General features: G+C 55.7%; 11 protein-coding genes. All 11 read right to left on the reverse strand.

All coding sequences use genetic code 11. From position 1 onward, the window contains the following. Positions 1–49: 49 nt before the first annotated feature. The 11 genes from bglX to H7B90_RS29855 all read right to left on the reverse strand — a co-directional run bounded on the left by bglX (position 50) and on the right by H7B90_RS29855 (position 13583). Positions 50–2266: a beta-glucosidase BglX gene (gene bglX / locus H7B90_RS29805; protein WP_311772837.1), complete on the reverse strand. Its 2217-nt coding sequence runs from the start codon at positions 2264–2266 to the stop codon at positions 50–52. A 326-nt stretch (positions 2267–2592) separates the two neighbouring features. Then, on the reverse strand, positions 2593–3480 hold the full coding sequence (locus H7B90_RS29810; RefSeq protein ID WP_246578548.1) for a carbohydrate ABC transporter permease: 888 nt from the start codon (positions 3478–3480) through the stop codon (positions 2593–2595). Between the two features lie 15 nt (positions 3481–3495). Beyond that, entirely contained in the window at positions 3496–4413 is a 918-nt protein-coding gene (locus H7B90_RS29815) for an ABC transporter permease (RefSeq protein ID WP_185139541.1), read from the reverse strand. 107 nt (positions 4414–4520) lie between these two features. Beyond that, the gene (locus H7B90_RS29820; protein WP_185139542.1) at positions 4521–6023 is read right to left on the reverse strand and encodes an ABC transporter substrate-binding protein; all 1503 of its coding nucleotides are present in this window, start codon (positions 6021–6023) and stop codon (positions 4521–4523) included. 145 nt (positions 6024–6168) lie between these two features. Then, a complete protein-coding gene (locus H7B90_RS29825; RefSeq protein ID WP_185139543.1) occupies positions 6169–7773 on the reverse strand; it encodes a response regulator transcription factor in 1605 nt (534 codons plus the stop codon). A 16-nt stretch (positions 7774–7789) separates the two neighbouring features. Beyond that, complete coding sequence (locus H7B90_RS29830) at positions 7790–9361, reverse strand: sensor histidine kinase (protein ID WP_260411320.1); 1572 nt, start codon at positions 9359–9361, stop codon at positions 7790–7792. A 383-nt stretch (positions 9362–9744) separates the two neighbouring features. Then, positions 9745–10380, reverse strand: a complete 636-nt coding sequence (locus H7B90_RS29835; protein ID WP_185139545.1) for a DedA family protein — start codon at positions 10378–10380, stop codon at positions 9745–9747. A gap of 24 nt (positions 10381–10404) precedes the next feature. Then, on the reverse strand, positions 10405–11052 hold the full coding sequence (locus H7B90_RS29840; RefSeq protein ID WP_185139546.1) for a hypothetical protein: 648 nt from the start codon (positions 11050–11052) through the stop codon (positions 10405–10407). Positions 11053–11068: 16 nt separating this feature from the next. Beyond that, complete coding sequence (locus H7B90_RS29845; protein ID WP_260411321.1) at positions 11069–11383, reverse strand: PadR family transcriptional regulator; 315 nt, start codon at positions 11381–11383, stop codon at positions 11069–11071. A gap of 135 nt (positions 11384–11518) precedes the next feature. Next, on the reverse strand, positions 11519–12139 hold the full coding sequence (locus tag H7B90_RS29850; protein ID WP_185139547.1) for a nitrite reductase: 621 nt from the start codon (positions 12137–12139) through the stop codon (positions 11519–11521). A gap of 19 nt (positions 12140–12158) precedes the next feature. Further along, complete coding sequence (locus H7B90_RS29855; protein WP_185139548.1) at positions 12159–13583, reverse strand: MFS transporter; 1425 nt, start codon at positions 13581–13583, stop codon at positions 12159–12161. Positions 13584–13669 lie beyond the last annotated feature (86 nt).

Here is a 13669-nt window from a genome sequence, read left to right on the forward strand (position 1 = left end):
GATTTTACTCCTCCCGGTTCATCTCAATCCAATTAATCCTCGATTTTCATTAGACGAGTTCAAATTCCGCCTCGAGCGTATCCCTCGAGTTCGGGCCCGCGAACAGCCGGAACGAGCCGGCCTCCGCCTGGAAGCTTCCGTCCGGACCGTAAAACTTCAAATCCTCTTCGGAGACGGCGAACGACACCGTCCGGCTCTCTCCCGGCTGCAGAACGATCTTCCGGAATCCCTTCAGCTCCTTGACCGGCCGGACCACGCTTCCGTGCAGATCGCGAATATACATCTGGACGGTCTCCTCGCCCGCGGCGTCGCCGGCATTGGTTACGGTGACGCTCGCGATCAGCGAATCGCCGCGCGCGAGGACCGTCTTATCCAGCCGAAAGTCCGAATAATCGAACTTCGTGTAGCTAAGTCCGTACCCGAACGGATACAGCGGTTCGTTCGGACAATCCAAATATTTGGAGATGAACTTCATGTGCCGGTTCTCCGGCGTAACCGGGCGGCCGGTATTGAAGTGGTTGTAGTAAATCGGCACCTGGCCCGCATGCCTCGGGAAGCTCATCGTTAATCTTCCGGACGGATTGTAGTCCCCGAACAGCACGTCCGCGATCGCCCGTCCAGCTTCCGAGCCCAGGAACCAGGTCTCGACGATGGCTCCGACGTTCTGCTCGAACCAGTCGAGCACGAGAGGGCGGCCATTCGTGAGAACGAGCACGGTCGGCTTGCCGAGCTTGACGATCTCCTCCGCCAGACGAAGCTGAACGGACGGGAGCTCGATATTCGTACGGGATGCGGCTTCGCCGGACATATTGCTGTCTTCGCCCAGGGCCAAAACCACGACATCCGCTTGCTTCGCGCAGGCGACCGCGCGTTCGAACCCGCCGTCGATCTCGCTGTCGACTCCGCAGCCCGCCGCGACGAGCAGCCGGTCGGCATCGGACACTTTGTCCGCGACTCCCTGCTTCAAGGTCGCCGTCTCCAACCCGTAACGGGAAAACTGCCACGGCCCCAGAAGATCCTTGCTTGCCGCGAAAGGACCGATTAAAGCCAACGTGTTCCCTTCTTTGCGAAGAGGGAGAATTCCGTCGTTCTTCAGAAGCACGACCGACTTGCGGGCCAGCTCGCGGCTTGCCTCCAGATGCTCCGGATGGAAGTGATATTCCATCTCCTTCTCGGGCCGAACGTACCGGAATGGATCGTCCATAATTCCGATTTTGAATTTGTACGTCAGGATGCGCCTGACCGCTTCGTCAAGCTGCTCTTCCTTCACCAGACCTTTCTCGATCAACGCCGGCAGATGCGTGGCGAACAACCGGGTCACCATCTCGATGTCCATCGTCGCGTATAAGGCCAGCTTGGACGCATCTTCCCCGTCCTTCGCCGCTCCGTGGATGAAGATCTCCTCGATCGCGCCGTAGTCGGAGATCACGATGCCGTCGAATCCGAGCTCGTCCCTTAGGAGGTCCTTGAGCAGATAAGAGTTCCCCGCCACCGGAACTCCCTGGTAGATGTTGAAGGCGTTCATGACCGAGCCGGCTCCCGCTTCGATTCCCGCTTTAAACGGCGGCAAGAAGACGTTCCGCAGCGTTCCCTCGGAGATGTCGACCGTGTTGTAATCCCGCCCTCCTTCCGCCGCGCCGTAAGCGATGAAGTGCTTCAAGCAAGCGATGATCGTCTCCCGGTCGAACAGGCTGTCGCCTTGGAATCCTTCGACCTGCGCCTTGGCGATCAAGGCGCCCAAGTAAGGATCCTCCCCCGCTCCTTCCACCACCCGGCCCCATCTCGGGTCGCGCGATATATCGACCATCGGGCCGTGGTTGTAAGTCGTGCCCGATGCCGACGCTTCCTTCGCCGCGATGGCGCACGCCTGCTTGATACCTTCCAGGTCCCAGCTGCAGGACCAAGCGAGCGGCACCGGGAAGATCGTCTGAAACCCGTGGATCACGTCCGCGTTGAACAGAAGCGGGATTCTGTGGGGAGACTGCTCGACCGCGATCTTCTGCAGCTCGAACACCCGCTTGCTGTCGAAGGCGCCCAGGATCGAGCCCGCTTTGCCCGAGGCGACCATGCTCTCGGGCGGTTCGGAATCGACGTCCGCCCCGAACGAGAAGTCGGAAGCTCCGATCTGGCTCATTTGGCCGATTTTATCCGCCACGGACATCCGCCCGATGAGCTTCTCCACCTCCTGTCGGATCTCTTCCTCCGAACGTTCTTGAACGTTCGATCTCCGATACGGCTCGACAAGCGGGATCAGGTCTTTCGCCAACGAAGGACCCCGCCCCCGCTCGCCTTCTAGCTGAAGCTCTCCCGCGAAAGGCATCATGATCGTGCCGGCAAAGCGATCGTTCTCGAACGTTAGTTTAACGACTACCGGATCGCTCGAGTAAAAGGACCTCCCGACGGCTTCCAGACGGTTCCCTTCCAAGGATGCCTCCATCGGCAGGATGAAAGCAGGGGTCGGTTCGGTTTGAACCGACAAAGTGTAACCATCGTCCTTTTCCACCGAAAAAATGAATTTTTGCTTGGAATCGTCTCGATGGACCACGGCGTTCCATATTCCGATCATCCTTCAACACTCCTCTTGATCTCTCGTTATTTCACTGCGCCGATTGCGATTCCTTTGATGAAGTACTTCTGGAAGAACGGGTACGCGATCAAAATCGGGAGAACTCCGATGACGGCAATCGCCATCCGTACGGACGTGCTCGGCAGTTCGGCCGCGGAACTGGCCGCCGAGGAAGACAAATTGCTGTTGTTGGACAGGAATTGGATATCCGAGATGATCCGATTCAGAATGTTCTGAATACTGAACAGCTCGGGATCGGTGACGTACGTCATTCCGTTAAACCAATCGTTCCAGTACAAGATAGCTTCGAACAGGCCGATCGTCGCCAGAATCGGCGCCGACAGAGGAAGAACGATTCGATAGAACGCTTTGATCTCCCCCGCGCCGTCGATTTGCGCCGCTTCGATAAGCGCGGGCGGCACGGACGTCATGAAGTACGTTCGCATGAGGAGCACGTTGAACCCGTTCATCAGCAAGCCCGGAATGATCAGCGCCCAGATCGTATTTTTGATCTCGAAAATTTGCGTATAGATCAAATAGGACGGGACGAGTCCTCCATTGAACAGGAGCGTGAAGAAGACGAGAAACGCCCAGAAATGCTTCAGCGGGATATCGTTCCGCGACATCGGATAAGCAAGCATGGAAGTCATCGCCAAGCTGGCCGCGGTTCCGACGACCGTAATGAATACCGTAATGCCGTATGCCCGGCCCAGCTCCCCCCAATGGCTGCCCAAATATTCGTAGGCCTTGAAGCTGAATTGCTCCGGGAAGAAGGAGTATCCGTTCTGGATGATGCTGCTCTCGCTGGACACCGAGGAGACGAGCAGCAGGACGAACGGAATCAAGCACGCGAGAGAGAATCCCGCCAAGAAGATATGGGAGATCCATTGCATTCCTTTGCTATCGTTCGCCAATTCATATCACCTCCGTTAGAATAGCGCGTTGTCTTTGCTGAATTTGCGAACCGCGTAGTTGGATAGAATGACGAGCGCGAAGCCGACGACGGATTGGTAGACGCCCGCCGCGGAGGACATCCCGATATCGCCTAGATTCATCAGGGCGCGGTACACGTACGTATCGATGACGTTCGTCGTATCCGACAGCACGCCCGAGTCCATCGGCACTTGGTAGAACAGGCCGAAGTCGGAATAGAAGATCCGGCCGATCGACAGAAGCGTCATCATCGTGATGACCGGCATAATTATCGGAATCGTGATGGAGCGGATTTGCTGCCATTTCGAGGCTCCGTCCAATGTGGCCGCTTCGTAATATTCCGTATCGATGCTGATAATGGAAGCCAAGTACACGACGCTGAGGAAGCCGATGCCCTTCCAGATGTTGACGACGGTCAAAATATACGGCCAATATTCCTTGCTGGAGTACCAAGAGATCTCCTCGATGCCGAACAGGGGCAATATCGATTTGTTCAACAGCCCCGTATCGCTGCTCAGCAGGGCGAACACCAGATAACTGACGATAACCATCGAGATGAGATGAGGGAGAACGATGACGCTCTGATAGAATCGTTGGAAGAACTTCTTCCGGATCTCGTTCAGCAGAACGGCCAGCCCGATCGCGCCGATCGTATTGACGATAATAAAGAAGCCGTTGTAGAGAAGAGTATTTCGAGTAATCACGTAGGCGTCTGATGTCTTGAACAAATATTCGAAGTTCTTGAACCCGACCCAGTCGCTGCCCAGAATTCCGCTCGAAAAATTGAAATCCTTGAAGGCGATAATAATCCCGAACATGGGCAAATAATTGTTGACGATCAAGTAAGCGAGACCCGGAAGCATGAGGCAGAACAAGGGAACGAATCGCTTCCAGCGCTTGGTTGCGGAGCTCATGATGTTCACTACCTTCCTGGACGAATTGTCAGGGCTTTAAAGAGCGCAATCCAACCAACTATGCAGCTGATTGGATTGCATACGTTTCTCTAAAGGCGGTTTGAAGTTTATTTGCCGTTGGCGGCTGCCCAAGCGTCAAGCTGCTTTTGCTTCTCGGCGATGATTTTGTCGATTCCGGCGTCCTTCAGCTTGCCGATGAATTCCGGGAGCGTCTTGTCCGGATCCAAGGCTCCGTTCTCCAGAGCCGCCTGGTACTGGTCAAGCACGTTGGAGACGGCGGCGAATTCCGTTTTGACCGGAGAGGAGTCGAACGTAAAGCCTAATGCCTTGGACTTGATCGCGCCGTCATTGAATTGTTTCATCTTCTCCCATAGCTGCTCGTCATCCCCGTTGAAGATATACGAGAGGAACTGATTGCCGAACAGCCAGCCCATGCCCGAATATCCTACGTTGCCGGCATTGATGCCTTCCGGGTAATCGATGACGTTGTCCTTCACCTTCACGTAATGCTTGCCCTCGATTCCCCAATCCAGCAGATTGACGATATCCTTGTCGGAGTACATCAAATTCAGGAATTGCATCGCTTTCTCGGGATTTTCCGAGTTCTTCGCGATTCCCCACATGATGCTCGTGACCGTGCTCGTCTTGGCGACCGGCGGCAGCATCTGGTACGATACGATCGGCATGCCGGACAACCGGCTTTCCTGCGTATCGAATCCCGGCTTCAGCGTCGCCAAGTTTCCGGCGCCCTTCCCGGCCTTAATAATGTCGGAAGTAGATTCCTTAACGGTGACCGCATCCTTCGAGATATAGCCGGCCTTGTACCATTCCCGCATCTTCTTCAGCTCAGCCGCGTACTCTTCCGTCTCGAACCAGTTCACGACCTTCAAGTCTTTGCCGTTGTCGAGCAGAACGCCCATATCGTCGCCGAGCGAATCCCGCGTGCTGAAGTAGGTTAGCGGGGAAGAGCCGGTGCCGTTGACCATCGGAATCAAGTTCGGTTCGTTGTCTTTAATCGTCTTCAGAACCGGCTCCAAGTCGTCCAGCGTCTTCGCGTTCGTCAAATCCAGCTTGAATTTATCCGCGAGATCCTTGCGAATCATGTACCCGTAGCTTGCGGCCAGGTCGCGGACGGTAGGAACCCCGTACGTCTTGCCGCTGATTTTCGCCGCATTCGAGTAATCCGGACCAAGCGCTTCGACGATCCCTTGGCCATGCTGCGCAAGCAATTCGTCCAGCTCGACCAACTGCCCCTTCGCCGCTTGGTTGGCGTAAGAATTGCCCATTAACACCATCAGATCCAGTTTCTCGTTGCTGGTCAGCATCAGGTTGATCTGATTTTGCCAAGTGCTGAGGCTGATCGGCAGCAGCTTGACCGTCGCGTTGATTTTGGCCTTCGTCAATTTGCTTAACTCTGCTTCGACAAGCTGCTGGTCTTTCGGCACGCTGCCGAAGGTGAAGTAAGCGACCGTCAACTCGTATGGCGCCCCCGCCTCGCCCGACGCGCCGGCAGAGCTCGTATCGCCGTTCGTACCGGAATTCGAGCCGCAGGCGGACAAGCTCAACGCGCAAGCCAGCAATGCACCGCTCCAACTTAATTTTCTTCGCACCTGTTCTCCCCCGTTTGGTTGGATTGGTCGAATCGGTTCGGCCTGGAATCCGGCGTTCCGAATCGAATCTGTTCTAATCATAATCGCCCGAAGAGATCGCCAACTACTAAGATGTCGACTTCCCATTGTCACGTGATCGACCCGTTCATCTCGCTTGCATGACGTTCCGGAATTCGAGCGGATTTAGGTTCGTATGCTTCTTGAACATTCGGGAGAAATGGGAGAAATTCGTAAAGCCGACCTGCAAGGCGATCTCGTGCACCGGCAGTCGGGTGTTGCTCAGCAGTCTCTGGGCAACGGCCATCTTCTCTCGGAAAATAAACTCCGTTACGGAACATCCCGCCTTCTTCTTAAACATTCGATCCAAATAGTCCGGGTTCAAATAGACATACTTGGCGATATCTTCTCTCGACAACGTCTTATCCAAGTTCGCCGCCACGAAATGCGCCACGCGGTCGACGACCGATTCCGATCTCTCGACCGACCGGACGCAATCGATGGATTTGGCGATGACGTGGCTCCCCCACACGATCATGTCTTTCACGGAATGGAAGGCCTTCAACGACATGTCCAGCGACTCGTCGTCCTCGAACAGTTGTTGGGCTTGAATGCCCTTCGACTGCAAGTAGGAATACGCCATCTGGAGGAAATTCTGGTGGAACCGATAGAGCCGCTTCGCGTCCATCCCCGGGCCGTGCGACGCGTTCTCCAGGTAACGAACGATCTCCGAGGTCAGCTTGTCCCCGTCTCCTTCCCGAATCAGCACCGCCCAGTCTTGCATCTCGGGCTCCAGCGGCAGGGCCTGGCTCGGTTCCTCCTCCCCGCAGAGCTGCAGAACCTTATTGTCCCGCGCGACATTGTTGCGGTTTAGCTCCTGCAGACGGTCGACCATGGCCGGAAGCTCATGAGTTCGGACGGGTTCGCCGACGTATACGTTCAGGTCGCAATAGAAATATTGACGGCAGACGCGAATGAACGAATCCCCGTATTGCTTGAGTTCCTGCAGTTTTTCGTCCTCCCCTTGATCGACCGACAGGATCGCGATTTGCATGCCGTTGTTCAAGGGAATAAGCTGTCCGTATCGGCCCTGCTTCAACAGCTGTTCTTCCGCGGAATTGCGAAGCGCGTATTCCAATATTTTTTCGTCCCGCACGCTGAGGCTCTTATGCCATCTCTTCACCGCGATCAGGATCGGCTTGAACGTCATATCATCCGCATAGGGGATGTTCCGTTCCTCCGCGGCTCTGCGAATCGCTTCGGGCCGAGGCGGAATCGAGCGGTTCAGAATGTCCAGCCAGAACCGTTCGATCAGCAGCGGCTGGTGTTGAACCCAGTATTGGCCGTATTGGCTGTATTCCGTCTTCTGGCTCTCCTGCTTCCTTTTATCGATCGCTTTGGCGATGACGTTCTCCAGTTCGGGGATCGGAACGGGCTTCAACAGGTAATCGAAGCTTCCCAATTGGATCGCTTGCTTGGCGTATTGGAAATCCGCATGGCAAGTGAGGAAGATCGACTCCGTCGCGGGATGATGCTGCCGAACCCAAGCCAGAAGCTCCAATCCGCTTCCGTGGGGCATCTCGATATCGCATAGCATCATGTCGACGGGAGCCTCGTTATCGAAGATCTCTTTCGCCTGATGGATGTCGTAAGCCGTCAGCACCTCGGCGATGCCGAGCCGGTCCCAATCGACGGCCGCTTTAATCCCTTCCACGGCATAAGCCTCATCGTCCACAAGCAGCAATTTGGTCATCTCTCGTTAACTCCTCTCATGATGGCGGTTGAAGGGGCAGAAGCAGCTTGACAATAGCCCCTGAGGGAATGGCGTTGTCTACGGTTAAGCCGGCGTTCTCTCCATATAGCAGCCGAAGTCGCTGCCTTACGTTCCAGATCCCGATATGTTCGCCTTGCTCGTCCTCGATCCGCTTCCCCGAGCGGATATCGTCCAGGATCGGCGAAGGGAAGCCCTTCCCCGTATCCTTGATCTCTACGGAGAGCTTAGGTTCCGAATCGGATTCGACCAGATCGATCTTGACGGAGACATGGATGCTGGAAGGAACGGATACGCCGTGTTTAACCGAGTTTTCGATGAACGACTGGATGACCAACGGAGGGATTCGAACATTCGCAACGTAATCCGGCGCCGACAGATCGAAATCGAGCTTGCCGGGGAAGCGAAGCTGCTGGATCCGGATATAGTTGCGAACGTGCTGGAGCTCGTCCTTCAACGGGACGAACGTCAAATTGCTTCGGAACATGTAACGAAAATACTGAACCAGGCTGAGCGCCATCTCTTGAATCAAATCGAAGTTTTTGACCAGCGCCAGGTTGTAGATGATGTTCAACGAGTTCATGAAGAAGTGCGGGTTGATCTGCAGCTGCAAGTGCTGAAGCTCGGCCTTCTGTTTGTTGAGCTGCTCTTCGTAGACGCTTATTCTCAAGTCCTGGACTTGTTTGATCATCCGGTTGAAGGTCTCGTTGACCAGCTGAAATTCGTCGGACGTCGGGTAAGGTTCGATCCGGTGGTTCCAATGGCCTTCCCCGATTCGTTTCATAGCCGTCGATATCCGGTTAAGCGGCCTGAGCAGCAAGTTCCTTAACAACAGCAAGCAAGCCGGAACCAAAATAACCGCCGCAATCGGCGTGAAAGAAGCGATTCGCTGCAAATACGGCAAGTTCTCCAGAATCTGTTCGTCGGGCATCAGAGCGATCAGACTAAAATTGCCTTTCGTGGACGGCTCTCCGACCACCAAATATTCATCGTCGACTCCGGACAAGTAATAATCCCCCAAATCCTTGGAGAGGTCGATGGCCTTCTCTCGGACGGCCTGCGCTTGCGTCAGCGGCATTCCTTGATCGTCGGCGAACAATGAAAAGCCTTTATCCCCTAGCTTCATTAAATTTAGCGGAAGGGACAAATTCTCGATATTCACCCACGCCCCCGCATAAGCGTCGCTCGTCTGGAGCACCCGGAACAAATAATGGCGCTCGCCTATGCGAACGATATTCCATTTGGCGCTCTTGATCTGGCCCGTTCTCTCCATATCGGCGATCATCCGCTTGATATAACTTCGAACCTCTTCTCTCTCCATCACCTCGCCCGTATCCCTGAATGAGTCGAAGTAATCGTCTCCGGGCACGGAATAGACGAAGATGGAATCTACGGCGGGAAACGTCGCCATGTCGACCCTCAGTTTATTGTCCAGCCTGACCTTCGCGAGAACCCTCTCCTTCTCGGATGTCCGGAATTCCAGTTCCTGAAGGTCTTTGTCGTTCACGATCATATTCGTCAAGTACACGTCGACGTCGTTGAGACTGTTGTCGATTTGGGCCATGTACATGGATACCAAGCTGCGGTTGGATTCCGCGACTTGGTTATGGACGACGCGGATGGCATAGGAATTGTTATAAATAAGGAAGGCAAATGTTGGAAGCGTAATCAAAAGCAATCCTACGGTAAGCTTAAGCCTGACGGAATTCCAGGAAAGGTTGAAGGGCTTCCCACTCATGATGTCGATCCATCCTTCTCGAATGTAGGTAATGAACTATTATAACCTCCTTTCTTCGGGGGCGACTAATCCAATCTCGACATTCTGATGGCATGTGGTTGACTTTCTCTTCTAAGCGCCAATAAAAAAGCAAAAAAGGAACATACGCGTCCGTATGCTCCTGGAATATTCTAGGCAAATCCCCGATGCTATTCATCTCCGGTTCATGTCGCGGCTTACGATCCAAGACTGTTGTTGCCCTTCTTCTTCAACATCCGGTTGCGGACGAACCAGTATCCGAAGGCGGCGATCGCGAGCGCCAGCAGGACGTACACCACGTTCGAATATATGTCCATATACCCGACGATCGTCTCCCAAGACGCTCCGACGGCGGCCCCGATATAGACGAGAACGCTGTTCCAGATAAGAGATCCGAGAGTCGTCAGGAGCAGGAACGGGAGAAAACGCATGGACGTGCTGCCGGCCGGGATAGAGATGAGGCTGCGGATCAGGGGTACGAGACGGCCGAAGAACACCGCCCAATACCCGTGCTTCTCGAACCAACGCTCCGCCTTGCGAATATCTTCAGGCTTAAGCCGCAGAATTTTGCCATACCGCGTAACGATCGCTTCCAGCCGGCTGGCCGACAGCAATCTCCCGATCCCGTAGAGGCAGATGGCCCCCGCCACGGAACCTGCGGTAGACACCGCGATCACCCCGAGGACGGTCATCTCCGAAGCCGTCGTCATAAACCCGCCGAAGGTGAGGATGACCTCCGATGGAATCGGCGGGAACAAATTTTCCAACGCGATCAACAAGAAGATGCCCGCATACCCGTACCCGTCCATAATTTCCGTAATCCAGTTTTCCATCTCTCTCCACTCTCCTTCTTTTATCTATGAGAAATAATCTTGAAGCTTCTTGTAGAGGAACTTGTCGACGAGTTTATAGAGCGCGAACAGCCCGATGAAGCAGATTCCGTAGACGGTCAGCAGAGTCGTCGCGATAAGCCCGGGAAGCGAGAACGAATCCGTCAGAACTTCGATCAGAGCCGCGGCGGCGGCGGCGGCAAGAGCGATCGCGGCATAGCCGATCAAATAGTGATGGCCGTGCGATTCGAAGGGGCGGGTATGCTTCGACATCGAGAGGAACTCCTTCACCTTGAATTGGCTGACGGCTTCCCGCTTCGCCTCCTCCTTCGTCCTTCCCTGCCGCTCGAGATCGGCCGCGTAATCCTCCAGATAGTTGCGAAGCTCCGTCTTGTCCTCCGCGCTTATCGCAAGCTGGTTGACGTAAGCCGCGATGTCGTGCTGCTTCCGGTACATGGCGTTCACCCGGATATGGCCGACGTAATTGGCTCCTCCCCATAGAACCGCCAGCAGAAAGGAAGCGAAGTAGAAGAGCGACAGCCATAGCTGCTCGCGCGGATTCCATTGTTCGTCGACGTAGAACGCGACGACGCAGACGGCGACGGAGATGGCGAGCAGCCATCCGTATCTCAGTTCGCCTAAGCTGAATATTTTCCGCAGTAGTGTGCTTCTCATCCCTTGACCTCCCGGCTCAAATAAAGCGATTGACGATATCGACCGTCTTCTTCCAATCCGCGATAGACCTCTCCAGCGTCGTCTTGCCTTCTTCCGTAACCGTGTAATATTTCCTGCGTCCGCCGTGGCTCTGGTCCCCCCAGTACGCGGAGATCGCGCCTTGCTTCTCCAGCCGCTTCAGGGACAAGTACAGGGTCGCTTCCTGAATCTCGAACGTCCCTTCCGTTCTCTCTTTGATCGCCTTGGAGATCTCGTACCCGTAGTTGTCTTGCTCGGACAGCACGGACAAGATGAGCAGGTCGATCGTTCCTTTCAGCATTTCCGCGTTCAATGCCGTCCCTCCCGTCAAGTACTCATGAATCTTGAGTACATAGTCATCATAAGGGATTGTACTCAACAATGCAAGGTACTTAAGAAGAAAATGTACAACAAAAAAAGGCCCGCAATCGGGCCTTCTCAAGTCAGGCTAAAGTCCGGCTCGCTCCCGAAGTCCATCGACCGTCATTCGGCCAACGAACGAAGCGAACTTCTCCTTCTTCTTGCCGAGCTCTTGATAGACGGCGATCAGCCGGGTCACGGAGGGAACGACCTTCTCCCTCGGAAGACCGGAGACGAGCAGCTTCGCGGTCGCCGCCTTCAGCCCCTTCGGCTCTCCTCCGACGTACACGTCGTAGACGTCCCGCATCTTCACCACCCCGATATCCTTGAGCAGAGGTTCGCTCGTTCCGAGCGCGCAGCCCGCATATCCGATCTTCAGCGGGCTTGGCGCGGGCAGGTCCGCGATCGCCTCGTCCAGCTCCTTGGCCAGCTCCAATCCGGCTTCTTCCGCGCCTCGGCAGAATGGGCAGGCGATCAAGCGTTTGACATACGAGCCGACCGGCGATACTCGCAAGCCGTGCTCCAGCAGCTCTTGCCGGACGGCCTCTCCTCTCTCTTCCGGAACGCTCAGGTACAGCTGCTTGAAAGAGGTCAGTTCGATCGAAGCTTCGGCACCCGCGATCGAGCCGATGGCCGCCAATTGCTCCGGCGTCCACATGGAGCCTCCGAGCCCAATCTCCGACGACACGGCCCATTTTTGCCTATTCATGACTCGCTCTCTCCTTTTTTTATTTTCTCGTCCGAATGAACAGCAAGGTCGCCGCGACGCCGACCGTCGCGATGATAGCCGCGCCGTAGAACGCCGCATGGAAGCCGTCGTTCAGAGACGCCAATCGGGCACCCTCCGATTCCGCGGCCCCGTCTCTTGTCCAAGCGGCGGCTGCCGCGGACATCAACGCGAGACCGATCGCGGAGCCGATCTGGTAGCTCGAGTTGGACAGCCCCGACGCAAGCCCCGTATCCTCCGGCTTGGCGCCGGACATGGCGGCCATCGTTCCCGGAATGAACGCAAGCGACATGCCTAGCGCTCCGATGAGGGATGCGGGCAGCACGTTCGCCGCGTACGTGCCGTTCGTAGGAGTGAACCCGGCCAGGATAACAAGAGAAGCGGCGAGAAGAAGCAATCCGGCGACGAGCACTCCTCTGAAGCCGAACCGGCCGACGAGTCTCCCCGTGACGCCGACCATGACGATCATAATCAAGGCGGTCATCGGAACGAGAGCGACGCCTCCCGCGAATGCGGAAAAGTCGAGAATTTGCTGCAAATACAAGTTCAAATAGAACCACAGCGGGATCCACGCTCCGGCCAGCAAACCGAACACGGCGTTGCCGGCCAACAGATTCGGCGCCGAGAAGATTCGCAAGGGAACGAGAGGCTCCTTCCGCTTGCGCTGCACCAGGAGGAACAAGCCGAGCAGAACCGCCGCCGCCAAGAGCAGAACGATCGTTCGGGGCGACGACCATCCCGTCTGCCCGGCGGTTACGATCGCATAGACGGCGATCACGAGCGAACCGGTGACCAGAACCGCGCCGGCCACGTCGATGCGGCCTCTACGCCGAACTCCTTCCGGCAGCACGCTTCTGCCGTACAGCAACGCGAACAATCCGACCGGCACGTTGATCCAGAACGTCCAGCTCCAACTCAGCCACTCCGTGATGACCCCTCCGAGGAAGACGCCTGCGGTTCCGCCCGCCGCCGCCGAAGCCCCCCAGAATCCGAGCGCTCTGCGCAGCTCCTTGGAGTCGTGTCCGAATAGCAGCATGACGATCGTTAACGCGGATGGAAGGATAAATGCCGAGCCCAGGCCTTGAACGGCACGGCCGACGTTCATCGATTCCTCCGACCATGCGAAGCCGGCCAGCAACGAAGCGGCGGACAGGATGACGAAGCCGATCATGAACACTTTTCTCTGCCCGAACAGGTCGGACATTCTTCCGCCGAGCAGCATTAAACCGCCGAAGAAAATAACGTACGCGTTGAACACCCATTGCAAGCCGTCTTGCGAATAGCCTAGAGCTTGCTGAATCGCGGGAAGAGCGACCCCGATAATCGACGTATCCATGATGACCATGAACTGGGCCAGACAGAGCAAAAACAGAGCCCTCCACCGTTTCGAATCGGCGGCGAAGGCGGCTTGACGTAAATCCGGCATCGTATTCCTCCTAAAATAAGGTTATATTTCGATCATATAGTATACCCCCGTAGGGTATATGTCAATGATTTTTGATGAAGACGCCA

This window comes from Cohnella xylanilytica (assembly GCF_014212175.1).
In the GTDB taxonomy this organism is placed as follows: Bacteria; Bacillota; Bacilli; order Paenibacillales; family Paenibacillaceae; genus Cohnella; species Cohnella xylanilytica.

What these genes read in the sequence shown, in the direction of transcription:
- H7B90_RS29815 (WP_185139541.1), bottom strand. Translation starts at nt 4,413, where the DNA reads ATGAGCTCCGCAACCAAGCGCTGGAAGCGATTCGTTCCCTTGTTCTGC.
- H7B90_RS29825 (WP_185139543.1), bottom strand. Translation starts at nt 7,773, where the DNA reads ATGACCAAATTGCTGCTTGTGGACGATGAGGCTTATGCCGTGGAAGGG.
- H7B90_RS29840 (WP_185139546.1), bottom strand. Translation starts at nt 11,052, where the DNA reads ATGAGAAGCACACTACTGCGGAAAATATTCAGCTTAGGCGAACTGAGA.
- H7B90_RS29835 (WP_185139545.1), bottom strand. Translation starts at nt 10,380, where the DNA reads ATGGAAAACTGGATTACGGAAATTATGGACGGGTACGGGTATGCGGGC.
- H7B90_RS29850 (WP_185139547.1), bottom strand. Translation starts at nt 12,139, where the DNA reads ATGAATAGGCAAAAATGGGCCGTGTCGTCGGAGATTGGGCTCGGAGGC.
- H7B90_RS29830 (WP_260411320.1), bottom strand. Translation starts at nt 9,361, where the DNA reads ATGTACATGGCCCAAATCGACAACAGTCTCAACGACGTCGACGTGTAC.
- H7B90_RS29855 (WP_185139548.1), bottom strand. Translation starts at nt 13,583, where the DNA reads ATGCCGGATTTACGTCAAGCCGCCTTCGCCGCCGATTCGAAACGGTGG.